27 protein-coding genes, 1 tRNA gene and 1 riboswitch are annotated in these 24,608 nt (G+C 69.8%); of the genes, 8 read left to right on the top strand and 20 right to left on the bottom strand.

What is annotated here, in order from left to right:
• Positions 1-2: 2 nt before the first annotated feature.
• Positions 3-779 (bottom strand): ABC transporter permease, encoded by a 777-nt coding sequence (locus CTZ28_RS36475; protein WP_121894048.1) that lies wholly within the window; start codon positions 777-779, stop codon positions 3-5.
• Positions 780-816: 37 nt separating this feature from the next.
• Positions 817-1,617: an ABC transporter permease gene (locus CTZ28_RS36470; protein WP_259471974.1), complete on the bottom strand. Its 801-nt coding sequence runs from the start codon at positions 1,615-1,617 to the stop codon at positions 817-819.
• A 203-nt stretch (positions 1,618-1,820) separates the two neighbouring features.
• Between CTZ28_RS36470 and CTZ28_RS36465 the strand changes: the two genes are divergently transcribed.
• Entirely contained in the window at positions 1,821-4,226 is a 2,406-nt protein-coding gene (locus tag CTZ28_RS36465; protein ID WP_121894029.1) for a transglycosylase domain-containing protein, read from the top strand.
• A 31-nt stretch (positions 4,227-4,257) separates the two neighbouring features.
• Here the strand turns inward: CTZ28_RS36465 and sugE are convergent, their stop codons facing one another.
• The 3 genes from sugE to CTZ28_RS36450 all read right to left on the bottom strand — a co-directional run bounded on the left by sugE (position 4,258) and on the right by CTZ28_RS36450 (position 5,484).
• Positions 4,258-4,578 (bottom strand): quaternary ammonium compound efflux SMR transporter SugE, encoded by a 321-nt coding sequence (gene sugE / locus CTZ28_RS36460; RefSeq protein WP_121894028.1) that lies wholly within the window; start codon positions 4,576-4,578, stop codon positions 4,258-4,260.
• A gap of 37 nt (positions 4,579-4,615) precedes the next feature.
• A riboswitch (guanidine-III (ykkC-III) riboswitch) is annotated at positions 4,616-4,685 on the bottom strand.
• Positions 4,686-4,747: 62 nt separating this feature from the next.
• Positions 4,748-5,110 (bottom strand): GroES family chaperonin, encoded by a 363-nt coding sequence (locus tag CTZ28_RS36455; RefSeq protein ID WP_121894027.1) that lies wholly within the window; start codon positions 5,108-5,110, stop codon positions 4,748-4,750.
• 44 nt (positions 5,111-5,154) lie between these two features.
• Positions 5,155-5,484 (bottom strand): DUF3618 domain-containing protein, encoded by a 330-nt coding sequence (locus tag CTZ28_RS36450; RefSeq protein ID WP_121894026.1) that lies wholly within the window; start codon positions 5,482-5,484, stop codon positions 5,155-5,157.
• A 99-nt stretch (positions 5,485-5,583) separates the two neighbouring features.
• On the opposite strand from CTZ28_RS36450, the gene bcp reads away from it, so the two are divergent.
• Both bcp and CTZ28_RS36435 read left to right on the top strand, forming a co-directional pair.
• Positions 5,584-6,051: a thioredoxin-dependent thiol peroxidase gene (gene bcp, locus CTZ28_RS36445; protein WP_121894025.1), complete on the top strand. Its 468-nt coding sequence runs from the start codon at positions 5,584-5,586 to the stop codon at positions 6,049-6,051.
• Positions 6,052-7,285: 1,234 nt separating this feature from the next.
• Positions 7,286-7,370: transfer RNA gene (locus CTZ28_RS36435), tRNA-Leu, on the top strand.
• Between the two features lie 45 nt (positions 7,371-7,415).
• On the opposite strand, the gene rdgB is transcribed toward CTZ28_RS36435, so the two are convergent.
• The 4 genes from rdgB to CTZ28_RS36415 all read right to left on the bottom strand — a co-directional run bounded on the left by rdgB (position 7,416) and on the right by CTZ28_RS36415 (position 9,675).
• On the bottom strand, positions 7,416-8,018 hold the full coding sequence (rdgB, locus tag CTZ28_RS36430) for an RdgB/HAM1 family non-canonical purine NTP pyrophosphatase (protein WP_121894024.1): 603 nt from the start codon (positions 8,016-8,018) through the stop codon (positions 7,416-7,418).
• Between the two features lie 33 nt (positions 8,019-8,051).
• The gene (locus CTZ28_RS36425) at positions 8,052-8,459 is read right to left on the bottom strand and encodes a hypothetical protein (RefSeq protein ID WP_121894023.1); all 408 of its coding nucleotides are present in this window, start codon (positions 8,457-8,459) and stop codon (positions 8,052-8,054) included.
• A gap of 124 nt (positions 8,460-8,583) precedes the next feature.
• On the bottom strand, positions 8,584-9,321 hold the full coding sequence (rph, locus tag CTZ28_RS36420) for a ribonuclease PH (RefSeq protein ID WP_121894022.1): 738 nt from the start codon (positions 9,319-9,321) through the stop codon (positions 8,584-8,586).
• Positions 9,322-9,441: 120 nt separating this feature from the next.
• Positions 9,442-9,675 (bottom strand): PTS sugar transporter subunit IIB, encoded by a 234-nt coding sequence (locus CTZ28_RS36415; RefSeq protein WP_121894021.1) that lies wholly within the window; start codon positions 9,673-9,675, stop codon positions 9,442-9,444.
• Between the two features lie 266 nt (positions 9,676-9,941).
• Between CTZ28_RS36415 and CTZ28_RS36410 the strand changes: the two genes are divergently transcribed.
• A complete protein-coding gene (locus tag CTZ28_RS36410; protein ID WP_121894020.1) occupies positions 9,942-11,192 on the top strand; it encodes a PTS transporter subunit EIIC in 1,251 nt (416 codons plus the stop codon).
• Between the two features lie 86 nt (positions 11,193-11,278).
• Here CTZ28_RS36410 and CTZ28_RS36405 read toward each other — a convergent pair whose 3' ends face one another.
• On the bottom strand, positions 11,279-12,031 hold the full coding sequence (locus CTZ28_RS36405) for an MBL fold metallo-hydrolase (protein ID WP_121894019.1): 753 nt from the start codon (positions 12,029-12,031) through the stop codon (positions 11,279-11,281).
• Positions 12,032-12,292: 261 nt separating this feature from the next.
• Here CTZ28_RS36405 and CTZ28_RS36400 point away from each other — a divergent pair, with 261 nt between their 5' ends.
• On the top strand, positions 12,293-12,751 hold the full coding sequence (locus CTZ28_RS36400; protein ID WP_121894046.1) for a type II toxin-antitoxin system PemK/MazF family toxin: 459 nt from the start codon (positions 12,293-12,295) through the stop codon (positions 12,749-12,751).
• A gap of 27 nt (positions 12,752-12,778) precedes the next feature.
• Here the strand turns inward: CTZ28_RS36400 and CTZ28_RS36395 are convergent, their stop codons facing one another.
• From CTZ28_RS36395 to clpS, 8 genes are all read right to left on the bottom strand, one after another.
• Entirely contained in the window at positions 12,779-13,339 is a 561-nt protein-coding gene (locus CTZ28_RS36395) for a hypothetical protein (protein WP_121894018.1), read from the bottom strand.
• A gap of 475 nt (positions 13,340-13,814) precedes the next feature.
• On the bottom strand, positions 13,815-14,765 hold the full coding sequence (locus tag CTZ28_RS36385) for a PLP-dependent cysteine synthase family protein (RefSeq protein WP_121894017.1): 951 nt from the start codon (positions 14,763-14,765) through the stop codon (positions 13,815-13,817).
• 16 nt (positions 14,766-14,781) lie between these two features.
• Complete coding sequence (locus tag CTZ28_RS36380) at positions 14,782-15,060, bottom strand: MoaD/ThiS family protein (RefSeq protein WP_121894016.1); 279 nt, start codon at positions 15,058-15,060, stop codon at positions 14,782-14,784.
• 109 nt (positions 15,061-15,169) lie between these two features.
• Positions 15,170-15,265 (bottom strand): putative leader peptide, encoded by a 96-nt coding sequence (locus CTZ28_RS49385; protein ID WP_310887643.1) that lies wholly within the window; start codon positions 15,263-15,265, stop codon positions 15,170-15,172.
• Between the two features lie 91 nt (positions 15,266-15,356).
• Positions 15,357-15,779, bottom strand: a complete 423-nt coding sequence (locus CTZ28_RS36375; RefSeq protein ID WP_121894015.1) for a M67 family metallopeptidase — start codon at positions 15,777-15,779, stop codon at positions 15,357-15,359.
• Positions 15,780-15,955: 176 nt separating this feature from the next.
• Positions 15,956-17,374: an amino acid permease gene (locus CTZ28_RS36370; protein WP_121894014.1), complete on the bottom strand. Its 1,419-nt coding sequence runs from the start codon at positions 17,372-17,374 to the stop codon at positions 15,956-15,958.
• A gap of 318 nt (positions 17,375-17,692) precedes the next feature.
• Positions 17,693-18,298: a DUF2017 domain-containing protein gene (locus CTZ28_RS36365; protein ID WP_121894013.1), complete on the bottom strand. Its 606-nt coding sequence runs from the start codon at positions 18,296-18,298 to the stop codon at positions 17,693-17,695.
• Between the two features lie 11 nt (positions 18,299-18,309).
• Complete coding sequence (gene clpS, locus CTZ28_RS36360; RefSeq protein WP_121894012.1) at positions 18,310-18,627, bottom strand: ATP-dependent Clp protease adapter ClpS; 318 nt, start codon at positions 18,625-18,627, stop codon at positions 18,310-18,312.
• Positions 18,628-18,684: 57 nt separating this feature from the next.
• On the opposite strand from clpS, the gene CTZ28_RS36355 reads away from it, so the two are divergent.
• Both CTZ28_RS36355 and CTZ28_RS36345 read left to right on the top strand, forming a co-directional pair.
• On the top strand, positions 18,685-20,031 hold the full coding sequence (locus tag CTZ28_RS36355; protein WP_121894011.1) for a nicotinate phosphoribosyltransferase: 1,347 nt from the start codon (positions 18,685-18,687) through the stop codon (positions 20,029-20,031).
• A gap of 320 nt (positions 20,032-20,351) precedes the next feature.
• Positions 20,352-20,936, top strand: coding sequence for an isochorismatase family protein (locus tag CTZ28_RS36345; protein ID WP_121894010.1), 585 nt, complete (start codon positions 20,352-20,354; stop codon positions 20,934-20,936).
• 99 nt (positions 20,937-21,035) lie between these two features.
• Here CTZ28_RS36345 and CTZ28_RS36340 read toward each other — a convergent pair whose 3' ends face one another.
• Together CTZ28_RS36340 and CTZ28_RS36335 are read right to left on the bottom strand one after the other, a co-directional pair.
• Positions 21,036-21,386, bottom strand: a complete 351-nt coding sequence (locus tag CTZ28_RS36340) for a hypothetical protein (RefSeq protein WP_121894009.1) — start codon at positions 21,384-21,386, stop codon at positions 21,036-21,038.
• A gap of 121 nt (positions 21,387-21,507) precedes the next feature.
• On the bottom strand, positions 21,508-23,859 hold the full coding sequence (locus CTZ28_RS36335) for an immune inhibitor A domain-containing protein (protein ID WP_121894008.1): 2,352 nt from the start codon (positions 23,857-23,859) through the stop codon (positions 21,508-21,510).
• A gap of 398 nt (positions 23,860-24,257) precedes the next feature.
• Here CTZ28_RS36335 and CTZ28_RS36330 point away from each other — a divergent pair, with 398 nt between their 5' ends.
• Entirely contained in the window at positions 24,258-24,545 is a 288-nt protein-coding gene (locus tag CTZ28_RS36330; protein ID WP_121894007.1) for a hypothetical protein, read from the top strand.
• Positions 24,546-24,608 lie beyond the last annotated feature (63 nt).

Genomic DNA, 24,608 nt, shown 5'->3' with positions numbered 1-24,608 from the left:
TGCTAACTCCCTGTACTCCGGTAGGAACGAAGCCCCGCCCGCCAGGCCAGGCCGGCCAGCGCACAGCACGCCACCGCCACCAGCGGCGGCGCGAACGCGGTCCACCGCGGCAGGTCGAGCGGATACGGCCGACCGAGCAGATAGCTCGCGGGCAGCCAGTTGACGAAGGCGAGCGGCAGCACGAACGTCACCCCGCGCACCAGCTCGGCGGCGAACACGGTGGGCGGATACTGCAGCAGCGTCGCGCCGCCGTACGTGAACGCGTTCTGCACCTCGGAGGCGTCCTGCGCCACGAACTGGAAGGCGGCCCCCGCCACGAAGACCGCGCAGAAGATCGCGGCGCCGCTGACCAGCGTCACCGGCAGCAACAGCAGCTTCAGCGGCGTCCACTGGACGGAGAGCGTGCTCAGCGCGTAGCCGAGCACCAGCGCGCCCTGGGCGATCCGGCCCAGCCGGCGCAGCGAGAAGCGGTCGGCGGCCATCTGGGCCAGCACCGGCGCCGGCCGCACCAGCAGGGTGTCCAGCGTGCCGTCGCGCACCCGGCGCCCCAGCCGGTCCATCGAGCCGATCGCCAGGTCGGCGAGGCCGAACGCGACACCGGACAGCCCGTACAGCAACGCCACCTCGGGCAGCGTGTACCCGCCGAGCGCGTCGATCTGGGAGAACATGAGCAGGATCGCCACGAAGTCCAGACCGGTCACCGCGAAGCCGACGATCGTGGTCAGGGCGAAGGAGGCCCGGTAGGCCATCGTGGAGCGCATCCACAGCGCGGCGATCATCCGGTAGGTGCGCAGCCCGTCGCGTACGGCGTTCGTCTCAGCCACCCTGGACCACCACCCGGCGGGCCGCCGCCGACTGCACCAGCCGCCCGGCGGCCAGCAGCGCCAGCGCCCACGCGCCCTGGAAGGCGTAGGTGCCCAGCGGGTCCGCCTGCCCCAGCAGGACGTCGGCGGGCGCCTGGAGCAGCGACGACCAGGGCAGCGCGCGCACCACCTCGCCGAGGGTGCCGGGGAAGACGTTCAGCGGCAGCAGCATGCCCGAGCAGAAGAATCCGGCGAGCCAGGCCATCTGGGACACTCCCGTGCCGTCCAGTAGCCAGAACGCGCTCAGCGCCACCAGGAACCTGATCCCGAAGCCGACCAGCATCGCCAGCAGGACGGCGCCGAGGAAGGCGGCCCAGGTGATCACGTCCGCGGGCAGTGCCACCGGGAAGAACAGCGCGCCGAACCCGAAGGGCACCATGCCCCGGCCCAGGAGCTGGAACAGGGCGCGGCCCAAGTCGGCGGACAGCCACCACAGTTGGAGGTCGGAGGGCCGGTACAGGTCGATCGCGATGTCGCCGGTGCGGATACGCTCCATGAGTTCGTCCTCGACCCCGCCGCCGCCGATCGCCAGTGTCGACAGCAGGGCCTGGCCGAGCCAGACATAGGTGACCGCCTGCGCCTGGTCGTAGCCCCCGAGGTGCGGTCTTTCCTCCCACAGCGCCAGGTAGGTGTAGACAAGGATCAGTCCGAAGACCGTATTCGTGAACACCCCGGCCGCAGTGGCCACCCGGTATGTCGCGTATCGTCTGAATCCCCCTGCCGCGACGGCCGCGTACAACCGTCCCGCGCCCACTCCCACCGACCTCCCGGACCGCCCGACACCGAAGCGCAGGAGCCTAGTGGGCGGGCGCGGCGACGGGCCACGCATTTTTCCCCGCGGACGCGCGCCGTGATCCGGGAACGGAAGGCTTGGTGCGAGAGTCTTCAACAGGGGACGCAGAAGGCGTACGAGGGCGTACGGGAACGTACGACGCGAAACAGGAGTCCGTGCACGACATGAGCGACGAGCCGCAGCCGCAGCAGCCGACCGATGGCTGGGCATCGAGAGAAACGCAGGACGAACCAGGCGAACCAGGCAAAAAGCCCAAGCGCACGGGCTGGCGCCGCCTCCTGCCGACCTGGCGCATGCTGCTCGGCACGTTCGTCATCGGCGTACTGCTGCTCATCGGGCTGTTCTTCCTCGGCTACTCACTGGTGAAGATCCCGCCGGCGAACGCCCTCGCCACCAAGCAGAGCAACGTCTTCCTCTACGCCGACGGCACCCAACTCGCCCGCGACGGCGAGATCAACCGGGAGAGCGTCACCCTCGCCCAGATCTCCAAGGACGCCCAGCACGCCGTACTGGCCGCCGAGGACCGCGACTTCTACACCGAGTCCGCCGTCGACCCCAAGGCGATGCTCCGGGCCGGCTGGAACACCGCCACCGGCAAGGGCAAGCAGTCCGGTTCGACGATCACCCAGCAGTACGTGAAGAACTACTACCTGGCGCAGGAGCAGACCGTCACCCGCAAGGTGAAGGAGTTCTTCATCGCGATCAAGCTGGACCGCACCGAGTCCAAGGACCAGATCCTGGAGGGCTACCTCAACACCAGCTACTTCGGCCGCAACGCCTACGGCATCCAGTCCGCCGCGCAGGCGTACTACGGCGTGGACGCCAAGGACCTCGACCCGCCCCGCGCCGCCTATCTCGCCGCGCTGGTCAACGCGCCCAGCGAGTACGACGTCGTCGCCCGCCCCCAGAACAAGCCGGCGGCCGTGGCCCGCTGGAACTACGTCCTGGACGGCATGGTCGCCAAGGGCTGGCTCAGCGCAGCGGAACGGGCGGGCCTGAAGTTCCCGATGCCGAAGGAACAGACGATCTCCACCGGGCTGTCCGGACAGCGCGGCTACCTCGTCGAAGCGGTCAAGAACTACCTCACCGCGAACGAGATCGTCGACGCGGAGGAGTTGGAGGCGGGCGGCTACCGCATCACCACCACCTTGGAGAAGGGCCGCCAGGACGCCCTCGTCAAGGCGGTCGACGACCGGCTGATCTCCAAGCTGGACAAGAAGAACCGCAAGGCCGACACCTACGTACGCGCGGGCGGCGCCTCCATCGACCCGAAGACCGGCAGGGTCGTCGCGATGTACGGCGGTATCGACTACGTCAAGCAGTACACCAACGGCGCCACCCGCGCCGACTTCCAGGTCGGCTCCACCTTCAAGCCGTTCGTGTTCACCTCGGCGGTGGCGAACGGCTCGACCACCCAGGGCGGCCAGACGATCACCCCGAACACGTACTACGACGGCACCAACAAGCGTCCCGTACAGGGCTGGAGCGGCGGCACCTACGACCCCGAGAACGAGGACGAAGTCTCCTACGGCAACATCACCGTGCGCACCGCCACCGACAAGTCCGTCAACGCGGTCTACGCGCAGATGGCCGTCGACGTCGGCCCGGCCAAGGTCAAACAGACCGCGATCGACCTCGGCATCCCCGCGGACACCAAGGACCTGAGCCCCGGCCCGGCCATCGCGCTCGGCACCGCCACCGCCAGCGTCCTCGACATGACGCAGGCGTACGCGACACTCGCCAACCACGGCAAGCACACCGCCTACACCCTGGTCGACAAGATCACCAAGGACGGCACCGAGGACGTCGAGCTGCCCGAGCGGAAGACCGAGCGGGCCGTCAGCCGCGAGGCCGCCGACACCACCACCTCCGTGCTGCGCAGCGTCGTCGAGAACGGCACCGCCACCGCCGCCCAGGCCGCCGGCCGCCCCGCCGCGGGCAAGACCGGCACCGCCGAGGAGGACAAGGCCGCCTGGTTCGCGGGCTACACCCCCGACCTCTCCACGGTCGTGGCGGTCATGGGCCAGGACCCGGTGACGGCCCGCCACAAGCCGCTCTACAACGTCATGGGCCTGCCGCGCATCAACGGCGGCGGCGCACCCGCCGAGATCTGGGGCCAGTACACCAGGGACGCCCTGAAGGACAAACCGGTCACCGCCTTCGACCTGGAACTGGAGCCGGGCGCCGACCGGACCCTGCCGCCCAGCTCCCCGCCCGCCTCCCGGCCCGAAACCGGCGGCCAGGACACGGGCGGCACCCCCGACACCGGCGACCAGAACGACCAGGGCCGGCCCCGGGGCCAGACGTCCGGGCAGGACGACGGCGGCACCGGCACCCCCAGCGACGGCAGCACCGGCGACACCGGCGGCACCGGCAGCGCCACCGACGGCGGCACGACCGACGGGTCGACGGACGCCGGAACCAGCACGGGCGCCACGGACGGCGCCGGCTCCGGCGGCACACCCGGCGGCACCGTCGACGGCGGCACCGGCACGGGCGGCACACCCGGCACCCCGGGCGGCGGGACGACAGCCGGCACGGTGGGCCCGCTGTCCGACCTCACCGGGTGACAGCGGGCGGCACCGGGCGGGCCGCGACCGGTCAGTGACCGGAGGTCGCCTTCAGCCCCACCACGGCGACCAGCAGCAGACAGACGAAGAAGATCCGGGCGGCGGTGACGGGCTCCCCCAGCACCACCATGCCGAGCACCGCCGCCCCGGCCGCGCCGATGCCCACCCACACGCCGTAGGCGGTACCGATGGGCAGGGACTTCGCTGCGTACGAGAGCAGCACCATGCTGGCCACGATGCCGGCACCGGTGAACACGCTGGGCACCAGACGGGTGAAACCGTGGGTGTACTTCATGCCGATCGACCAGCCGACCTCGAGCAGACCGGCGACGACGAGCAGAACCCAAGCCATGGGAGGCACCTCCGGGACATACGTACTGACGGACGGGGGTGCGTCGTCTTTGCCTACGTCCCGGTACGGCGCGTCTCGTCGGGCTCCCACAAAGCTAGCAAGGAAACCGCGAAAGGGGCCGGTGACGATGGTCACCGGCCCCTTTCGGCCATCGAAGAACAGGTGTGATCTACAGATACAGGCCGGTGGAATCCTCCGAGCCCTCGAACCGGTCGGCGGCCACCGCGTGCAGATCACGCTCGCGCATCAGCACGTACGCGACACCCCGCACCTCGACCTCGGCCCGGTCCTCCGGGTCGTACAGGACACGGTCGCCCGGCTCGACGGTCCGGACGTTCTGCCCGACCGCCACGACCTCGGCCCAGGCCAGCCGACGGCCCACGGCCGCGGTGGCGGGAATCAGGATGCCGCCGCCCGAACGCCGCTCGCCCTCGGAGGTGTCCTGCCGCACGAGGACCCGGTCGTGCAGCATCCGAATGGGCAGCTTGTCGTGATGGGGGGTGCTGCTGTGCTCGTTTCTCTTGGCGCTCACGCCTTCGAACCTACCTGCCTTCTGCCTGCCCGTGAGCGACCGGGTCAGCCCTTGCGACGCCGGGAGTTCAGGGCCAGCAGCCCCACCACCCCGACGGCGACGAGGGCGACCGGCACGATGCGCTTGAGACGCGGTGCCCCCTCCTCGTCGACGAACTGCCCCCTGACATCGCCGATCACCCGGTTGACCTGCACATAGGCCCGTCCGAGGGTGTGGTCGACATTGGCGACGACCTTGGCCTTGGCATCCCCGACGACGGTCTTCGGATGCACCCGCACCCCGATCTCGTCGAGCGTCTCGGCCAGCACTTCACGGCGGCGCCTGATGTCCGCCTCGATCTGCGCCGGGGTTCTGGTGTCCGACGTGTCCGCCACCGTACGGCCTCCGAAGTCTGCTGGTGCTGGTGCTGTTTCGGACAGTCTGTCAGCTTCCCGCGCCGCCGCACGGCCAGGACCCCCCGTTACGCTAGGCGAATGAGCGAGCGACTCCAGCCCGGGGACGTGGCCCCCGCCTTCACCCTGCCCGACGCCGACGGCAACGAGGTGTCCCTGTCGGACCACAAGGGCCGCAAGGTCATCGTGTACTTCTACCCGGCGGCCCTCACCCCCGGCTGCACCAAGCAGGCATGCGACTTCACCGACAACCTGGAGCTCCTGGCCGGCGCGGGGTACGACGTGATCGGCATCTCCCCCGACAAGCCGGAGAAACTGGCGAAGTTCCGCGAGAAGGAGTCCCTGAAGGTGACCCTCCTCGCCGACCCGGACAAGCGGGTCCTGGAGGAGTACGGCGCCTTCGGCGAGAAGAAGCTGTACGGCAAGACGGTGGTCGGCGTCATCCGCTCCACGGTGATCGTCGACGAGGAGGGCACGGTGGAACGAGCCCTGTACAACGTCAAGGCCACCGGCCACGTAGCCAAGATCATCAAAGACCTGGCCATCTGACCGCCACCGCCACCCGGCCGAACGGCCCGCCCCCGGACAACCGGGCGCGGGCCGTTCCGCTTTCCGGGCGTAACCGTCCGATAAACGGTTCGTTACTCCATGCGAGGCCACGAACAGACGGCCGAGAACGGAGGGGGCCTGGATGGGGGGCAGCGCGGACAGCGAGGAGCGGCCGGCGGAGACGAACTTGTACAGCAGGGAACGGCTTGCGCCGGTCGTCGCCGAGTCTCGCAACTGGACAGACCTGATGAGACGGCTCGGTCTTCGGGTGAGCGGCGGCCGGCGTCGGATGCTCCAAGAGAAAGTCGCCGCTCATGATCTCGACACGAGCCACTTCGTCAAGCGAAGTCCATGGCGCAAATATCCGGACGCGGCCATCGCCGAGGCTGTCGCTTCATCGTCGTCTCTACGCGAAGTAGCCCTGAAGCTGGGCGCTGCTCCGGCCACCGGGACCCTGTCCCACATCCGGCGCCGGATGCGCGCGGCAGGGCTTGACGTCCGGCACTTTCGCGGACTCGACCAGCCCGAACTGGAGCTGCCCTTCACTGTCTCCGAACTGAGGGCAGCAGCAGCGAAAGCGACCAGCTTCCGCGGCATAGCTCGCACCCTGGGAGTACCTGACGACAGCCGCTCACGTGCGGCTCTGGGGCGCATGGTGCGCGCCCACGGCATCGCCACAGCGCACTTCTCTCACCGTCGAGTGTCGATTCCTGAGGACAGGCTTCGTGAGGTAGTGGCGCGTTCCACGAGCTATGCCGACGTGATGCGGAGTCTCGGCCTGGAGGTCAATGACACCAACCACCGGCGCGTCCGACGCGCCGCAGCCCGCCTCGGTCTGGATACGAGTCACTTCACACGCCGCTCGTGGGCTCGACCGGAACGCCCCGCACCCGCACCCGTCGCCCATCGAGTCCTGGTCGTACTGCCCTGCGACGCGGGGCGAACCAACAGGGCTCAACTCCACCGAGCTCTGACCGAAATCGGAGTGCCGTACGCGTGTGAAACCTGCGGAAACAGCGGGGAGTGGCTGGGACAGCCGATCACCTTGCAGATCGACCACGTCAACGGCGACTGGCACGACAACCGTCGAGAGAACCTGCGGTACCTCTGCCCCAACTGTCATGCCTTGACGGAGACCTGGTGCCGCCAGAAGGGGACGGCGGCCCCTCTCGCCGCTGGGTGGGGCCTGCCTCTAGACTGAGCGCTGCCGGTCGAGCGTGATGACCGTTTTTGAGCGGCCGTGATGGAATTTGGCAGTCATGCTGGGTTTAGGTCCCAGTGGGTTCACACCCGTGTGGGTTCGAGTCCCACCGGCCGCACTGCCCCGCACCTTGGATTCGAAGGTGCGGGGCATTTGCGTTCGGTCAGCCGAGTAGGGCTCGCAGTGGTGGTAGCAGTGCGCGGAATGCCTTTCCTCGGTGGCTGATGGTGTTTTTTTCCGTGGGGGTCAGTTCGGCGCAGGTTCGGGTGTCGCCGTCCGGCTGGAGGATCGGGTCGTAGCCGAAGCCGTTCGTGCCCGCGGGGGCGTGCCGGAGCGTGCCCCGCAGTTGGCCCTCGACCACCGCCTCGCGGCCGTCGGGCAGGGCCAGGGCCGCCGCGCAGGCGAAGTGGGCGCCGCGGTGTTCGTCGGCGATGTCGGCGAGCTGGGCGAGCAGCAGGTCCAGGTTGGCCCTGTCGTCGCCGTGCCGCCCGGCCCAGCGGGCCGAGAAGATGCCGGGGGCGCCGTTCATGACGTCGACGCACAGGCCCGAGTCGTCGGCGACGGCGGGCAGGCCGGTCGCCCGGGCCAGGGCGTGCGCCTTCAGCAGCGCGTTCTCGGCGAACGTCACGCCCGTCTCCTTGACGTCGGGGACGTCCGGGTAGGCGTCCGCGCCGACGAGTTCGTGGGTCAGGCCCGCGTCGGCGAGGATCGAGCGGAGTTCGGTGATCTTTCCGGCGTTGCGGGTGGCGAGGATCAGGCGGGTCATGCGGGCCAGTATCCCCCGCGCCGGCCGGCCGGTTTACGGGGTGCAGACCTTGGTCAGTTCGCCGGCCGCGTCGGTGACCGGACCGACGTCGGGGGTGCTGTCGCCGTTCTTGATCGCCGTGCGGACGGATCCGACGGCCTCGCCGAGGTCGTCGACCGCCTTGTTGACGTCGGCGTCGTCGGTCTTGTCGCCGATCTTGTCGAGGTTCTTCTCGATGGCGTCGAGGGCCTCGTCGGCGCGGGTGGGGTCGGTGGCCGCGTTCTCCACCGCCTGCTGGAGTTCGGTCACGCTGTCGGCGATGGAGTCCGCGGTGCGGACGCAGTCCAGGGCCTTGTCGACGGCGTCGCAGCCGGTGGCGAGGCCGGTGGTGAGTGCGACGGCGGCCGTCACGGCGGCGACGGTGGTGATACGGGCGCGACGGTGGCGTCGGCTCGCGGCCATGGTTGGGTTCCCTCCCCGGTTCCGGCTGGCCGGGCGCACGGTGGGTGCCGTGCGCCCGTACTCATAGGGACGCCGGGGAGGTCGGCGGGGTTGCCCCGCGGATCACTTCTCTTTGGTGTTCTCTTTACTTTTCGAGGGTGGCTTCCAGCGCCGTGTGCTGGAGGGCCGCGAGGTCGGCGCAGCCGGTGACGGCGAGGTCGAGCAGGGCGTTGAGTTCCTCGCGGGCGAAGGGTTCGGCCTCGGCGGTTCCCTGGACCTCGACGAAGCGGCCGTCGCCGGTGCAGACGACGTTCATGTCGGTCTCCGCGCGCACGTCCTCCTCGTAGCAGAGGTCGAGGAGCGGGACTCCGTCGACGATGCCGACCGAGACGGCGCTCACGGTGCCGGTCAGCGGCCGGCGGCCGGGGCGGACCAGTTTGCGGCCCTGGGCCCAGGTGACGGCGTCGGCGAGGGCGACGTAGGCGCCGGTGATGGCGGCGGTGCGGGTGCCGCCGTCGGCCTGGAGGACGTCGCAGTCGAGGACGATGGTGTTCTCGCCGAGGGCCTTGTAGTCGATGACGGCGCGCAGGGAGCGGCCGATGAGCCGGGAGATCTCGTGGGTACGGCCGCCGATCTTGCCCTTGACGGATTCGCGGTCGCCGCGGGTGTTGGTGGCGCGAGGCAGCATGGCGTACTCGGCGGTGACCCAGCCCTCGCCGCTGCCCTTGCGCCAGCGGGGGACGCCCTCGGTGACGGATGCGGTGCAGAAGACCTTGGTGTCGCCGAAGGAGACGAGGACGGAGCCCTCGGCGTGCTTGCTCCAGCCGCGTTCGATGGTGACCGGGCGGAGCTGTTCGGGGGTGCGGCCGTCGATTCGAGACATGGCGTTGAGCCTAGTCCCCAAGTGGGTGGGCGCCGGCCGCGCGTGGGCGGCCCGTGAGGGGCCCCGCCCGCCCACGACTCAAGCCCGTGGCGGGGCCGCTGCCCGGGGGGCCGTGTGGGCTCACATCATGTCTTCGATCTCCGCGGCGATCGGGTCGGCGTCGGTGCCGATGACGACCTGGATGGCGGTGCCCATCTTGACGACGCCGTGGGCGCCGGCGGCCTTCAGGGCGGCCTCGTCGACCTTGGAGGGGTCCACGACCTCGGTGCGCAGCCGGGTGATGCAGCCCTCGATCTCCTCGATGTTGTCGACTCCGCCGAGGCCGGCGACGATCTTCTCAGCCTTGCTGGCCATGTGCCCTCTCCCAGATCCGAAACCGCTTTGTCGCAGTAACCCACAACTGGTCTACACCAGCCGGGAGGCGGCCGCCAAGCCCGCCGCGCACGGTGTTCCGCTTCGCGATCATCCGGGCGGGAGCCGGTGGAGAAGGCCGAGGACGTCATCAAGGCGTGCCGCGAGGCGGCAGTACGCTTGTGCAATTCGCGGGTTCCTTGTATGCCTTCATCGTGCTACAACAGGTCTACACCACTGAGTGGTGTAGACCACCACCTGGAGGACGCATGACCACCGCCACCGCACCGGCGGCCCCCGCGAGGAAGCGGGGAACCGGCCTGTTCCAGGGCCTGCAGAAGGTCGGCCGCAGTCTGCAGCTCCCGATCGCCGTCCTGCCGGCCGCGGGCATCATGGTCCGGCTCGGCCAGGCCGACATCTTCGGCAAGGACGGGCTCGGCTGGGACAAGGTCGCCGCCGTGTTCAGCAACGCGGGCAGCGCGCTGACCGGCTCCCTGCCGATCCTCTTCTGCATCGGTGTGGCCATCGGGTTCGCCAAGAAGGCGGACGGCTCGACCGCGCTCGCCGCGGTGGTCGGCTTCCTCGTCTACAGCAAGGTCCTCCAGGCCTTCCCGGTCTCCGGGGAGGTGGTCCAGAAGGGCAAGGACATCCCCGCGGTCTACAACGACCCCGGGGTGCTCGGCGGCATCATCATGGGTCTGCTCGCCGCCGTGCTGTGGCAGCGGTTCCACCGCACCAAGCTGGTCGACTGGCTGGGCTTCTTCAACGGCCGTCGGCTCGTGCCGATCATCATGGCCTTCGTCGGCCTGGTGATGGGTGTCTTCTTCGGCCTGGTCTGGGAGCCGGTCGGCAACGGCATCGCGCACTTCGGCGAGTGGATGACCGGCCTCGGCGCGGGCGGCGCGGCCCTGTTCGGCGCCGTGAACCGGGCCCTGATCCCGGTCGGCATGCACCAGTTCGTGAACACCGTGGCCTGGTTCCAGCTCGGCGACTTCAAGAACGCCGCCGGCGAGGTCGTGCACGGCGACATCACCCGGTTCCTGGCCGGTGACCCGTCCGCCGGGCTCTTCCAGTCCGGCTTCTTCCCGATCATGATGTTCGGCCTGCCGGCCGCCGCGCTGGCCATGGCCCACTGCGCCCGCCCGGAGCGCCGCAAGGCCGTGCTGGGCATGATGATCTCCCTCGCACTGACCTCGTTCGTCACCGGTGTCACCGAGCCGATCGAGTTCTCCTTCATGTTCGTCGCGCCGGTCCTGTACGTGCTGCACGCGGTGCTCACCGCGGTGTCGATGGCGGTGACCTGGGCCCTGGGCGTGCATGCCGGCTTCAACTTCTCGGCCGGCCTCATCGACTACGCGCTCAACTGGCATCTGGCGACCAAGCCCTGGCTGATCATCCCGATCGGCCTGGTCTTCGCGGCTGTCTACTATGTGACCTTCCGCTTCGCCATCGTCAGATTCGACCTGAAGACCCCGGGCCGCGAACCCGAGGAGGAGGTCGAGGACCTCACCAAGGCGTGAGCCCCCGCACCGCATGACAAGGGCCCCGGAATCCGCCGCTCGGTTCCGGGGCCTTCTCGTGCGTACGGGCCTGAACCCCGTACGGACTAGATCTCGTACGACGCTCTCGGCGCCGCCAGCTCCACCGGGCCGTCGAAGACGGCGCGGGCGTCGGCCAGGTTGGTCTCGGGGTCGGTCCATGGGGGGATGTGGGTGAGGACCAGCCGCCCGGCACCCGCGCGGGCGGCGGTCTCGCCCGCCTCGCGGCCGTTGAGGTGCAGGTCGGGGATGTTCTCCTTGCCGTAGGTGAACGCGGCCTCGCACAGGAACAGGTCGGTGTCCCGGGCCAGCTCGTCGAGCGCCACGGTGACACCCGTGTCGCCGGAGTACGTCAGCGACTTCCCGCCGTGCTCGACGCGGATGCCGTACGCCTCCACGGGGTGCCGCACCCGTTCGGTGTGCACGGTGAACGGGCCGATCTCGAACGTGGACGGCTTGACCGTGTGGAAGTCGAAGACCTCGCTCATGGACGAGGCGGTGGGGGTGTCGGCGTAGGCGGTGGTGAGGCGCTGTTCCGTGCCCTCGGGTCCGTAGACCGGGATCGGGGCGGCGCGCCCGCCGTCGTGCCGGTAGTAGCGCGCCACGAAATAGGCGCACATGTCGATGCAGTGGTCGGCGTGCAGATGGCTGAGGAAGATCGCGTCGAGGTCGTAGAGACCGCAGTGGCGTTGCAGCTCGCCAAGGGCGCCGTTGCCCAGGTCGAGAAGCAACCGGAAGCCGTCGGCCTCGACGAGGTAGCTCGAACAGGCCGAATCCGCGGACGGAAACGACCCCGAGCAGCCGACGACGGTGAGCTTCATGAAGCAGAAACCTCCGTTGGCGGTGAATCCGGCTGGAGTGAACCGGATGGAACTCTCCAGACAGGGTGAAAGGGGTTCAGGAAAGGTGCACACAGGGGTCGTGCGGTTCGTCGAGCGTAAGGCGCAAAAGCGCGGGTCGCTCCTCCGCCAGGGGCCGTTGTGGGCGAACTCACCTGTGGTGTCACCGGTTCGGCTGGACCGGAAGCACGGCTGTTCTGCGAGGGCGCGCACAGGGTCGCACGCGCCGGTACCGTCAACCGTATGGACACGTCCTGGTGGCTGGCGCTCGCGGCGGTGGTACTGCTCGCGCTGGTCGCCACGCTCGTCGACGGCTGGGGACGCAGCCGTCGCCCGGTCCGGCGCAGGAGGCGACCGCCGGGGCGCGACGAGCATCCGCGGGCGCGCGCGCAGCGGCCGCGGCCGGGTGACATCTGGTGGGCGAACGTGCCCTACGAAAGCGGTCCTGGCGTCGCGGACCGGCCCTGTCTGGTGCTGGCGGTGCACGGCAGGCGGGCCACGGTGGCGAAGATCACCAGCAAGTACCACGACGAACGGGCCGGGGTGATCCCGCTCCCGCCGGGTTCCGTCGGGGACGCGCACGGCCGCCCGAGCTTCCTGGAGACGGACGAGCTGCGTCAGGTGCCGGTGTGGGACTTCCGGCGCCGGGTGGGCGTGGTCGATCCGGTCCTGTGGGACCAGGTGCGGCACCTGGCCACCTGAGCGCGAGCCGGGCCGCGCGGGTGCGGCTCAGCGGACCCGTACCGTGACCGCCCAGCTCTGGATGCCCAGGCAGGAGACCTGGCCGGGGCCGGCCTCGGGGCACAGCGGGCGGGACGAGGTGAGCCGTGCGGTGCCGGGGGCGACGGCCTCGTAGGCGGCGACCGCGTCGCCGGGCAGGATGACGAAGCCCGGGTTGACCGGCTTCAGCACGTCGCCGCTCGCGGTGAGCGGCTGCCAGGGGCGGTTCTCGGTGCCGTCCAGCGTGATCCGCACCACCCCGCCGCGCGCCAGGCACAGGCTGCGGCCGTTGTCGGCGGCGGTCAGCTCGGCCCGGGTCGTACAGCCCCCGGCCGTCGGCGCCGGGCTCGTCGCCGGTGCCGTGCCCGGTCCGGACGGCGTGCCCGGAGCGGAGGGCGTGGCCGGGCCGGAGGACCGCGGGCCCAAGCCGGTCGGCGTGGCCGGGGCGGCCGACGTCGCGCCGCTGCCGCCGCCCGTGCCGTCCCCTGTGGTCCCGCCACCGCAGCCCGCGAGCAGGACCGCGATCACCGCGGCGGCGACCGTCGTGCGGTGGATCGTCGTACGGCGCATGGGGTGACCGCCTTCCGCCGGGTGTCGGCCCTGGTACGGATGAGACGTTCCACCCGGCCGTCCGGATCCCGCGCGTGCCCCGCCCGGTGTCCACCGTCCGTGGGCCGCCGCCCGGCGGTCCCCGGGGCGGCGGTCCTACGGTGCTAGGGCCTCTCGTTTGGATCATGCCGGGCTCGCGGGCCCTGGCACCGCGCCTCGCGGCGTTGTCGTCGGTTGTCAGGGCTCCGCCCTGCCGCCCTCCTCCGCCTTGCGATCCACGGCACCAGACCCCGCTCCCTGATCCGGCCTGATCCAAACGAAAGACCCTAGGGCCTGTCGTCAAACTCCCGTCGTCCGCCCGGAGGGCGGGCCCTGCGGCGTCGTGGGGGTCCCCCCTGCTCGAGCGGAGCCGAGAGCTCGGGGGAGCGTGCATGGCGTCGCGGGGCTGGGGGCACCTCCCGGCCGGAGGCTGGGGGAGGGAGTTTGACGACAGGGCCTACGCCCAGAGCTGGCCCTGGAGTGTCTCGATGGCCTGCTCCGTCGTGGCCGCCGTGTAGACGCCCGTGGAGAGGTACTTCCAGCCGCCGTCGGCCACGATGAAGACGATGTCGGCGCTCTCGCCGGCCTGCACCGCCTTCCGGCCGACGCCGAGCGCGGCGTGCAGCGCGGCGCCCGTGGAGACGCCCGCGAAGATGCCCTCCTGCTGGAGGAGTTCCCGGGTGCGGGTGACCGCGTCGGCCGAGCCGACCGAGAAGCGGGTGGTGAGCACGGAGGCGTCGTACAGCTCCGGTACGAAGCCCTCGTCGAGGTTGCGCAGGCCGTACACCAGGTCGTCGTAGCGCGGCTCCGCGGCGACGATCTTCACGTCCGGCTTGTGCTCGCGCAGGAAGCGGCCGACGCCCATGAGGGTGCCGGTGGTGCCGAGGCCCGCGACGAAGTGGGTGATCGAGGGGAGGTCGGCGAGGATCTCCGGGCCGGTGGTGGCGTAGTGGGCGCCGGCGTTGTCCGGGTTGCCGTACTGGTAGAGCATCACCCAGTCCGGGTGCTCGGCGGCCAGTTCCTTGGCGACACGCACGGCGGTGTTGGAGCCGCCGGCGGCCGGCGAGGGGATGATCTCGGCGCCCCACATGCCGAGCAGGTCCCGGCGCTCCTGCGAGGTGTTCTCGGGCATCACGCAGACCATGCGGTAGCCCTTGAGCTTGGCCGCCATGGCGAGGGAGATGCCGGTGTTGCCGGAGGTGGGCTCCAGGATCGTGCAGCCGGGGGTGAGCCGGCCGTCCTTCTCCGCCTGCTCGATCATGTGCAGGGCCGGGCGGTCCTTGATCGAGCCGGTCGGATTGCGGTCCTCCAGCTTGGCCCAGATCCGGACGTCGGCGGACGGTGACAGGCGCGGCAGGCGGACGAGAGGCGTACCGCCCACCGCGGCGAGCGGGGAGTCGTAGCGCATCGGGGATCAGGGCCGTTCAGGCCATGCCGCCGGCCACGGCCGGCAGGATCGTCACGGTGTCGCCGTCGGACAGCTTGGTGTCGATGCCGTCGACGAACCGGACGTCCTCGTCGTTCAGGTAGACGTTGACGAAGCGGCGCAGCTTGCCGTCTTCCACGATGCGGGCCTGGATGCCCGCGTGCCGGGTCTCGAGGTCGGCGAACAGCGCGGCAAGGGTGTCACCGCTGCCCTCCACCGCCTTCTGACCGTCGGTGTACTGGCGGAGGATGGTGGGGATGCGGACCTCGATGGCCATGGTTGCGGGCTCCTGTCGGAAGTAATCGGATCGGGGCGCACAGTGGGGTCCCCCGGCTGTCGGCACGGGGGAGCGCCGCGGGTCGCGGCCGCACGGCGGCAGGGAAACGTCAACAGATGGCGCTGTTCAGCCTGCACAGATCGACGTGCAGCCGCGCCACGAGCAACACGCCCGGCGCCTTCTCGCTCACGTCGTGGAGAACCATGGGCTCATCGTATCGATTCCCGGTCCGCTTCCTGGAATGTGATCTCGCATAGTGGATGAATTCTGACCGAATTGTGGTCAGTATGCGTCGATCAGTACGCCTGGACGACCTTGACCTGCTCCTCGGTGACCTCGCCGTCCAGGATCCGGAAGGAGCGGAACTGGAACTCGCCGAGGCCGTCGGCGTCCGCCGTGGACACCAGCACGTAGTGGGCGCCGGGCTCGTTGGCGTAGCCGATGTCGGTGCGGGACGGGTAGGCCTCGGTCGCGGTGTGGGAGTGGTAGATGATCACCGGCTCCTCGTCGCGGTCGTCCAGCTCGCGGTAGAGCTTCAGGAGGTCCTGCGAGTCGAACTCGTAGAACGTGGGCGACCGGGCGGCGTTGAGCATCGGGACGAAGCGCTCGGGGCGGTCGGTGCCCGCGGGGCCCGCGACCACGCCGCACGCCTCGTCCGGGTGGTCCTCGCGGGCATGGGCGACGATCCGGTCGTACAGGTCCTGGGTGATGGTCAGCATGCGGGCAAGGATAAGCAGAGGGGCCGCTCCGTACCGAGGGTCGGTACGGAGCGGCCCATATGACGGACGCCCTGAGCGGCGACCGCAGCGGGCGCCACGCGTGACGCGCTGCGGCCGGGCGTCCTCGGCAACGGGCCCCGGTGACGAGGTCCCCGTGACGTGCTCTCCCGGTGTGGTCAGACCACCTTCTCCAGCTCCGGTTCGCTGGGGTCGGTGAGCCCGGGTGTGCGGCTCCTGAGCACCAGCCAGCCGATGCCGAGCGCGACCGCCCAGCCCGCCATCACGTACAGGCAGACCCGGGAGTCGGCGCCGTAGGCGATCAGCCCGGTGACGAAGATCAAGAACGCGATGGCGATCCAGCTGCACACCGAGCCGCCCGGCGCCGGGAAGGAGGACGCTGGCAGCCGGCCAGCGACGACCTCGCGGCGGTAGCGGACGTGGCTGATCAGGATCATCAGCCAGGTCCAGATGCCGGCCGCGGTGGCGACGGAGGTGACGTAGCCGAACGCCTTCTCCGGGACGATGTAGTTGAGGACCACGCCGATGCCCATGAAGGCGACGGAGACCGTGATGCCGAGCGCGGGCGTCCTGGTGGCCGAGAGCCGGCTGAACGCCTTCGGGGCCTCGCCGTTGTCCGCGAGGGTGCGCAGCATGCGGCCCGTGGAGTACATGCCGGAGTTGCAGGACGACAGGGCCGCGGTGAGCACCACGAAGTTGACGATGCCGGCGCCGGCCGGGATGCCGATGACCGCGAACGCCTTCACGAAGGGGCTGACGCCCTCGGCGAACTCGGTCCACTTCACCACGCACAGGATCACGGTGAGGGCGCCCACGTAGAAGAGCGCGATCCGCCAGGGCAGGGTGTTGATCGCCTTCGGGAGGGTCTTCTCCGGGTTCGCCGACTCGCCGGCGGTGACGCCGACCAGCTCCACGGCGAGGTAGGCGAACATGACGCCCTGCAGGGTCATCAGGGAGGAGCCGATGCCCTTGGGGAAGAAGCCGTCGAACTGCCACAGGTTGGAGACCGAGGCGGTGTCGCCGGCCGCGCTGAAGCCGAAGGTGAGCACGCCGAGGCCGATCACGATCATGCCGATGAGCGCGGTGACCTTGACCATCGAGAACCAGAACTCGATCTCGCCGAACAGCTTCACCGAGATCAGGTTGGCCACGAACAGGACCAGCAGGAAGACCAGGGCCGTCACCCACTGCGGGACGGACGGGAACCAGTAGTGGACGTAGATCGCGGCGGCCGTCAGCTCGGCCATGCCGGTCACCACCCACATCAGCCAGTACGTCCAGCCGGTGAAGTAGCCGAAGAACGGGCCGAGGAATTCCCGGGAGTACTCGGCGAAGGAGCCCGAGACGGGCCGGTAGAGCAGCAGCTCGCCGAGCGCCCGCATGATGAAGAAGATGACGCCGCCGGCGAGGGCGTACATCAGGATGAGGCTGGGTCCGGCCTTGGCGATGTTCGCCCCGGCTCCCAGGAACAGACCGACGCCGATGGCACCGCCGATCGCGATCATCTGGACCTGACGGCTGCCGAGCCCGCGCTCGTAGCCCTCTTCAGGTGCCTCGGTGACCTGCGATGAGGTCATGTGTGGTGCGCCTTTCTCCATGCCGATCCAGGCCCCTCGTCGGCCCCGGACCGGATCGCGATCCCCCCGGATTGATGGAGTTGTGCCTGGCCGGTGGTCACCGGCTCGGTGGCGCACCCGGTCGAACATGGGTGGTGTTCGCCGGGCGATCGTGAAGATTTACCACGCCGGGCATATCGATCACACCGGTGCACTGTGACGCATCACACGGGGAAAAGGGGACAAGCGCCGCACAATCACCACAAAGAAGGACGCATGGGTGACGCGATCGTTATCCGGATTTGAGCGTCCGCTGAGCGAACGCGACACCGGGGCGCATCACGGCAGGAGCGTCGAGACGAGGGTTTCCTGGAGCCCGCCCAGCCACAGGTACGCCATCACCATCGGCTTGCGCGGGTCCTCGTCCGGCAGCCGGTAGAGCAGATCGGTGTCGTCCTCGTCGGTGATCTCCAGCCGGGAGCCGATCGCCAGCCGGAGATCGTTGAGCGCGCCCAGCCACCGCCGGGACTCCGCCGGCGACAGCTTGAGAACCGCACCGCCCTCCCCCGCCGGGGCCAGCGCGTCCAGGGCGCGGATCACCGCGAGGGCGTTCTCCCGCTTGCCGGCCCGCAGGTCGTTCTCGGTGTAGCGGCGGAACTCGGCGGAGTGCGCCTGCCGCTCCTCGGCCTCCTCGGGCGAGTCCGGCGCCCGCCCGGGGTCGCTGTAGGCGTCCGGGAAGAGACGGCGCAGCACCGGGTCGGCGGGCGGTTCGCTGGGGCCCTCGGCGAACAGCTCGGCGAGCGGGTCGGCGGGGGTGTCCGGGGCGGGGCCGGGGCCGATCAGTTCCAGCAGCTGGACGGCCAGCGACCGGATGATGGAGATCTCGACGTCGTCGAGCGCGACGGCCGCGCCGCCGCCGGGGAGCGGTTCGAAGTGTCCTGGCATCGGTGAGGTCGTTACTTCCGGTCCTGCTGGAGGGTGGCCCACAGACCGTAGCCGTGCATGGCCTGCACGTCGCGCTCCATCTCCTCGCGACTGCCGCTGGAGACGACCGCCCGGCCCTTGTGGTGGACGTCGAGCATGAGCTTGGTGGCCTTGTCCTTGGGATAGCCGAAGTACGTCTGGAAGACGTACGTCACATAGCTCATGAGGTTGACCGGGTCGTTGTGCACGATCGTGACCCAGGGGACGTCGGGCTCGGGTACGGCGAAGACCTCCTCCGCCGACTCGGTGCGTTCGATCTCTACGGGCGCGGGTGACGTCACATCGCCCATGCTGCCACGCCGAACAAAAATCGTCACACTGACGAAATGGGGGTAGCATGCGGGGCCATGGACACAGCGGACCTTGGGCTCCCGGTGGACGTGCCGTCCACCGCGCTCTTCACGGACCAGTACGAGCTGACGATGCTGCAGGCGGCTCTCAAGGCGGGCACCGCCGGACGGCGCAGCGTGTTCGAGGTCTTCACCCGGCGGCTGCCGGACGGGCGCCGCTACGGCGTCGTGGCGGGCACCGGACGCGTGCTGGACGCGGTCGAGAACTTCCGCTTCGACGCGGGCGTCCTCGGCTTCCTGCGGGAGCAGCAGATCGTCGACGAGGAGACCCTCCATTGGCTGTCCGGCTACCGGTTCGGCGGTGACATCTGGGGCTACCCCGAGGGCGAGGTGTACTTCCCCGGCTCGCCGCTGATACGGGTCGAGGGGACGTTCGCCGAGTGCGTGCTCCTGGAGACGGTGATCCTGTCCATCCTCAACCACGACTCGGCCATCGCCGCCGCGGCCTCCCGGATGGCCTCGGCCGCCGGGAACCGGCCGCTGATCGAGATGGGCGCCCGGCGCACCCACGAGCTGTCCGCCGTGGCCGCCGCGCGCGCCGCCTACATCGGCGGCTTCACCACCACCTCCGACCTGGCCGCCGGCTTCCGCTACGGCATCCCGACGGTGGGCACCTCCGCCCACGCCTTCACCCTGCTGCACGACCACGAGCGGGACGCCTTCCGGGCCCAGGTGGACTCGCTCGGGCGGGGCACCACCCTGCTGGTGGACACCTACGACGTCGCCGAGGCCGTCCGGACCGCGGTCGAGATCGCCGGCCCGGAGCTGGGCGCGGTGCGCATCGACTCCGGTGACCTGCTGCTGGTCGCGCACCGGGTGCGGCAGCAGCTGGACGAGCTGGGCGCCGTCCGCACCAGGATCGTCGTGACCTCGGACCTGGACGAGTACGCGATCGCCTCACTGGCCGCCGCCCCGGTGGACGCGTACGGCGTCGGCACCCAGCTGGTCACCGGCTCCGGGCATCCGACCTGCTCGATGGTCTACAAGCTGGTGGCGCGCGCCGAGTCCACCGACCCGCAGGCGCCGCTGGTGCCGGTGGCCAAGCGGTCCACCGGCGGCAAGACCTCCATCGGCGGGCGCAAGTGGGCCGCGCGGCGGCTGGACCCGGACGGGGTGGCGGAGGCCGAGGTCATCGGCACCGGGCCGGTGCCCGCGGACCTGGCCGACCGGCAGCTCCTGGTCGAGCTGGTCAAGGGCGGTGAGGTGGTGGCCCGCGAGCCGCTGGACGCCGTACGTGACCGGCACGCCGCGGCCCGCGCCAATCTGCCGCTGTCCGCTACCCAGCTGTCGCGCGGGGAACCCGTCATTCCGACGGAGTATGTCGCGGGGCGGTCGGGTAGCTAGGTCCTGTCGTCAAATTCCCGTCGTTCGCCCGGAGGGCGGGCCCTGCGGCGTCAGGTGCGTGCTCTCGGTGTGCCGGGCGCGGGCCCTCGTACTGGACGTACTCGGGCCTGTGTCCGGTGCGGCGAGAGTGCGTGCATGGCGTCGCGGGGCTGGGGGCACCTCCCGGCCGGAGGCTGGGGGAGGGAATTCGACGACAGGGCCTAGAGCGGGAACCACCACATGCCCCCTCCCGCACCGCCGCCGAAGTCTCTAGGCTCGTACCCTCCCTCTCCCTCCCCCGGCTCTGGGAGCTGGGGACCGCCAGTCGAAGGACACCGACCATGCGCCGCGCCTTGATCGTCGTAGACGTGCAGAACGACTTCTGCGAAGGGGGCAGTCTCGCGGTGGCCGGGGGTGCCGATGTGGCCGCCGCCATCACCGAGCTGATCGGCCAGGCTCCGGCCGGCTACCGGCACGTGGTGGCGACCCGTGACCACCACATCGCGCCCGGTGGCCACTTCGCCGACAACCCCGACTACGTGCACTCCTGGCCCGCGCACTGCGTCGCCGGCACGGAGGGCGTGGGCTTCCACCCGAACTTCGCCCCCGCGGTCGCCTCCGGGGCGATAGACGCCGTCTTCGACAAGGGGGCGTACGCGGCGGCCTACAGCGGCTTCGAGGGCGCCGACGAGAACGGGGTCTCCCTGGCCGACTGGCTCAGGGCGCGTGAGGTCGACGAGGTGGACGTGGTGGGGATCGCCACGGACCACTGCGTGCGCGCCACCGCGCTGGACGCCGCGCGGGAGGGGTTCCGCACGCACGTCCTGCTGGACCTGACCGCCGGAGTCTCCGAGGCCACGACCCAGCGCGCCCTGGAGGACCTACAAGAAGCAGGAATCACCCTCACAGGCAAACCAATCGTGTAGCCGAGACCGGACCGCGCCCCGAAGGGGGCGCGGGGAACTGCGCGACCAGCCACGACGCAGCCGCACACGATCAACAACCTCGCCTCACCCAGCGGAGCGCTACGCCCCACCCAGCGGAGCGCTACGGCGTAGGAGCGCCCTGATCGGGTGCCACAGCTCCAGGAGATCCGCCGTCGTGACATCCGCGGCCGGCGCGGTGCGCCATATCAGGCCGTCCGGATGGTGCAGGACCGCCGTGATCTCGTCCGGCGTCGGCGGGGCCGCGTTGCCGCGCAGGTAGACCGCCCGCATGCCCAGGTTGCGCAGCCGGGTCAGGGCCCGCGCCCGGTTCTGGGCGTGCACGAGCACCCGCACCCCGCACGCGGGCGTGCCGTCGGCGGTGGGGCTCGGCAGATTCAGCGCCACCACCACCGTGCCGTTCGGCAGCTTGCAGAAACCTCCTGCGGCCATTCAGTCACATCCCCGTTTTGGTCGGTGTCAATAAGAGCGTCACAGGACGCACCTAAACACGATCGGCGGCGACCCGCCAAGGGGTCGCCGCCGATACGTCTCTGACCTGCGGAAATGCAGACTACTTCACCGCGGGACCGACCTCGATCTCGATCGTCGAGCCGTCGCGGGCCTGCTCATTGATCTTGATCTTGGTGTTGGTGTCAGTGATCTTCACACCACCGGCCGGGTTCGCCGGGTCGTAGTAGGTGTTGGTGCGGTCGTTGAAGACCGGCACCCCCTTCGACGACCTGATCACGGTCGGCACGCCCGCCTTGTGCAGCGTGATGCCGTCCGTGCGCTCCAGGCCGAACGTCGAGTCGTAGGCCTGGATGCGGTTGCGCATCAGCGTGCCGTCGGACCACCGCAGAGCGGTCGGGTGCGAGTCGACCGGCAGGATCAGACCGGTACCGGGGTGGGCACTGGTGTTGTTGTCCTGCTGGGAGGTGTCCCACTTCCAGATCAACAGGCCGTTCTGGTACGGGTAGTGCTCCACCCAGTCCGGACGGGTCGTCGAGAAGCCGAAGTTGTACGGGCCGGTCTTCAACGTCGTGTCGTACGACTCGTACTGACGGTTCTCGGCGACGTAGTACTGCTTGTAGTCCTTGGTGAAGGACGCGCCGATCCGGGAGAAGCCGTTCGCCGTCCAGGCCGCGTCCGCGCTCTCCGCGTCGTCCGAGAAGACCGTCGCGCCGTCCGCGGTCACGGTGATCCGGTCGGCCGCGAAGCCCTTCTGCGCCACACCGCCGTCGGTCTGGTAGCGGAAGCGCAGCTGGAACTCCTGGCCCGCGTAGGCGTCCAGCGGGTACGACAGCTGCGCGTAGCCGTCGATCGTGCCGGTCAGGGCCGGCTTGTCGCTGCCGTCGCGCGGGATGGGCCGGCCGTCCACCGTGCCGTCGAGCGCGGTCCAGTTGGCGCCGCCGTCGGTCGACACCTCGGTGTAGAGGAAGTCGTACTCGGCCTCGATGTCGTACCAGCCGTCCAGGGTCAGCAGGGCCGAGGACGTGCCGGTCAGGTCCACGGAACGGGTCAGCGTGTTCTTGAGGTTGTCACCGCTGCCGCTCCACCACTGGGTCGAGCCCTGCGCCGGGGTGACGACCTCGGTCGTGACCGCCTTGTCCGGGAGCGCGACGACCAGCGCCTGCCGGTACTTGGTGTTGTACTCGGCGAGGCCCAGCTTGTGCCAGGACTTGGTGCCGGCCTTCGCCACGTCGTAGTTCAGCCAGCCCAGTTGGAGCTTGTCCCAGGCGTTCATGTCACCGGGCAGGTCGCCGATGGCCTCCTGGCCCCGGCCGAGCCAGGAACCGGACGACATCAGGGTCCAGAAACCGGTGGAGTTCTCGCCGCCCGCGGTGTCGTACTCGTCCGGCAGGCCGAGGTCGTGACCGTACTCGTGGGCGAAGACGCCCAGGCCGCCGTTCTCCGGCTGGATGGTGTAGTCGCCGACCCAGATGCCGGTGGTGCCTATCTGCGTGCCGCCGAGCTTGTTCTGGTCGGGGCCGGTGGCGCCGGCGTCGCTGCCGAAGGCGTACCAGCGGTGGGCCCAGATGGCGTCCTCGCCCTGAACGCCGCCGCCCGCGGACTCGTCCTCGCCGGCGTGCACGATCTGGAAGTGGTCGATGTAGCCGTCGGGCTCGTTGAAGTCGCCGTCGCCGTCGTAGTCGTAGCGGTCCCACTGGTCGTACTGGGCCACGTCCGCCTGGATGTCGGCGTCGGAGCGGCCGGCCGCCTGCTGGTCGGCGACCCAGGCGTTCAGGCCGTCGCGGACGACGTTCCAGACGCTGGAGCAGGTGCTGGCGCCGCACGCGTTGTTGCCGTAACGGGCCTCGTTGTAGGGGACCTTGACCCAGTCGGAGACCTCGCCGTCCACCGAGTAGCGGCCCGAGGACTGCTTCTCGTAGTACTTCTTCAGCGACTCGGTGTTCTTGCCGGTGCCGAAGTAGAGGTCCTCGAAGTGCTGCTGGTTGTAGTCGGACTTCCAGTCGGTGCTGTTGTCCTTGGTGCGGTCGGGCGCCGCTATCTCGTTGTGCAGCGGGCCGACGGAGCCGCCGTACCGGGGGTCGACCTGGTCGCCGAACTCGACCAGGATCGTGAAGATCTTGTCGGTCTTCTCCCGGCCCAGTTCGACGTACTTGCTGCCGCCCTTCCTGCTGTCGAGCCGGACGACCTTCGAACCGTCGCGGTCCTTCACCTGGGCCTTGCCGGCGATGACCTGGTTGAGGGCCTCCTGCCGCTGGGCCTCCTGGGTCCTGCTCAGCGGGCCGTCGAGGTTGTGCGCCTCCTGTTTCACCGGGGCCGGGTCGTGCCGGTTCGCGGCGGCCGACGCGGCCGTGGTGCTCGCCTCCGCGACGGCGAACGTCGCGAACGAGGCCGAGGCCGCCGCGAGCGCAACACCGACGGCGGCGACTCTGAATGTCCAGGGTCTGCTGGTCACTTGAGTTCCTCCCCCGCGTCGCCGCGCACGGAAGGGGGGTTCCGGGCTTGGAGGGTCCGTGCGCGCCTGATCAACGCGTGTAGTCAAGTGACGACATTTGACTAGAGGTTTAAGAGAAAAGACAGATCTTGACTTGAGCCGGTCAACTGCACTATGTACGGCGCCCGTTCGACCGGATGCCGGTGGCATACCCAACCGGCGCGTGAGACCGTCCACTTGCTGGACGCATGACTCCGTGCGCCCCCTGTGCACCGGTACCGTGGGTTAGGCCATGCTTACCGGCCGTTCCACTCGGGCATGCACGCGAATAGAGTCGAATGTGGAACGTCCGGAAGTCGGCGGAAAAGCCCGGCCGGTTGCCCGCCGCACCCCCAATATCCTCCGAGGACACGATTGCCATGCCTCGTCCGACTGCCGCACAGCTCGCCTACGGTTCATGCACCGTGATCTTCTCGACGCTCGCCATGCTGCTGCTGTCGCAGACGAGTTCGGGAGTGGGGATCGCCGTGATCGCCCTCGCGGCGCTCGCCCTGGGGCTGCTGGTCGCCCTGACGGTCCCCCTGCCCAAGCCCCCTACGGTCGACCCGGCGGCCGGGACGCCGGCCACCACCGAGCGGGTGGTGCCGGCGCCGCGCGAGCCGGTGGCCGCCGTGGCCGAGCCCGTGCGCGAGCCCACCGCTCGCTGAGTGACACACGAAGTCGGCGGGTCCGTGAGGGTTACGGACCCGCCGACTGCTGTCGTCTCCGGG

The organism is Streptomyces shenzhenensis (assembly GCF_003688995.1).
Classification (GTDB): Bacteria; Actinomycetota; Actinomycetes; order Streptomycetales; family Streptomycetaceae; genus Streptomyces; species Streptomyces shenzhenensis_A.
Note: the sequence above shows the minus strand (reverse complement) of the source record. Positions and strands in the feature narration are given on the sequence as shown.

Excerpts from the sequence above, each read along its gene's own strand:
- CTZ28_RS36475 (WP_121894048.1), bottom strand. The coding sequence starts at position 779 with ATGATCGCCGCGCTGTGGATGCGCTCCACGATGGCCTACCGGGCCTCC.
- CTZ28_RS36465 (WP_121894029.1), top strand. The coding sequence starts at position 1,821 with ATGAGCGACGAGCCGCAGCCGCAGCAGCCGACCGATGGCTGGGCATCG.
- sugE (WP_121894028.1), bottom strand. The coding sequence starts at position 4,578 with ATGGCTTGGGTTCTGCTCGTCGTCGCCGGTCTGCTCGAGGTCGGCTGG.
- bcp (WP_121894025.1), top strand. The coding sequence starts at position 5,584 with ATGAGCGAGCGACTCCAGCCCGGGGACGTGGCCCCCGCCTTCACCCTG.
- rdgB (WP_121894024.1), bottom strand. The coding sequence starts at position 8,018 with ATGACCCGCCTGATCCTCGCCACCCGCAACGCCGGAAAGATCACCGAA.
- CTZ28_RS36425 (WP_121894023.1), bottom strand. The coding sequence starts at position 8,459 with ATGGCCGCGAGCCGACGCCACCGTCGCGCCCGTATCACCACCGTCGCC.
- rph (WP_121894022.1), bottom strand. The coding sequence starts at position 9,321 with ATGTCTCGAATCGACGGCCGCACCCCCGAACAGCTCCGCCCGGTCACC.
- CTZ28_RS36415 (WP_121894021.1), bottom strand. The coding sequence starts at position 9,675 with ATGGCCAGCAAGGCTGAGAAGATCGTCGCCGGCCTCGGCGGAGTCGAC.
- CTZ28_RS36410 (WP_121894020.1), top strand. The coding sequence starts at position 9,942 with ATGACCACCGCCACCGCACCGGCGGCCCCCGCGAGGAAGCGGGGAACC.
- CTZ28_RS36405 (WP_121894019.1), bottom strand. The coding sequence starts at position 12,031 with ATGAAGCTCACCGTCGTCGGCTGCTCGGGGTCGTTTCCGTCCGCGGAT.
- CTZ28_RS36400 (WP_121894046.1), top strand. The coding sequence starts at position 12,293 with ATGGACACGTCCTGGTGGCTGGCGCTCGCGGCGGTGGTACTGCTCGCG.
- CTZ28_RS36395 (WP_121894018.1), bottom strand. The coding sequence starts at position 13,339 with ATGCGCCGTACGACGATCCACCGCACGACGGTCGCCGCCGCGGTGATC.
- CTZ28_RS36385 (WP_121894017.1), bottom strand. The coding sequence starts at position 14,765 with ATGCGCTACGACTCCCCGCTCGCCGCGGTGGGCGGTACGCCTCTCGTC.
- CTZ28_RS36380 (WP_121894016.1), bottom strand. The coding sequence starts at position 15,060 with ATGGCCATCGAGGTCCGCATCCCCACCATCCTCCGCCAGTACACCGAC.
- CTZ28_RS49385 (WP_310887643.1), bottom strand. The coding sequence starts at position 15,265 with ATGGTTCTCCACGACGTGAGCGAGAAGGCGCCGGGCGTGTTGCTCGTG.
- CTZ28_RS36375 (WP_121894015.1), bottom strand. The coding sequence starts at position 15,779 with ATGCTGACCATCACCCAGGACCTGTACGACCGGATCGTCGCCCATGCC.
- CTZ28_RS36370 (WP_121894014.1), bottom strand. The coding sequence starts at position 17,374 with ATGACCTCATCGCAGGTCACCGAGGCACCTGAAGAGGGCTACGAGCGC.
- CTZ28_RS36365 (WP_121894013.1), bottom strand. The coding sequence starts at position 18,298 with ATGCCAGGACACTTCGAACCGCTCCCCGGCGGCGGCGCGGCCGTCGCG.
- clpS (WP_121894012.1), bottom strand. The coding sequence starts at position 18,627 with ATGGGCGATGTGACGTCACCCGCGCCCGTAGAGATCGAACGCACCGAG.
- CTZ28_RS36355 (WP_121894011.1), top strand. The coding sequence starts at position 18,685 with ATGGACACAGCGGACCTTGGGCTCCCGGTGGACGTGCCGTCCACCGCG.
- CTZ28_RS36345 (WP_121894010.1), top strand. The coding sequence starts at position 20,352 with ATGCGCCGCGCCTTGATCGTCGTAGACGTGCAGAACGACTTCTGCGAA.
- CTZ28_RS36340 (WP_121894009.1), bottom strand. The coding sequence starts at position 21,386 with ATGGCCGCAGGAGGTTTCTGCAAGCTGCCGAACGGCACGGTGGTGGTG.
- CTZ28_RS36330 (WP_121894007.1), top strand. The coding sequence starts at position 24,258 with ATGCCTCGTCCGACTGCCGCACAGCTCGCCTACGGTTCATGCACCGTG.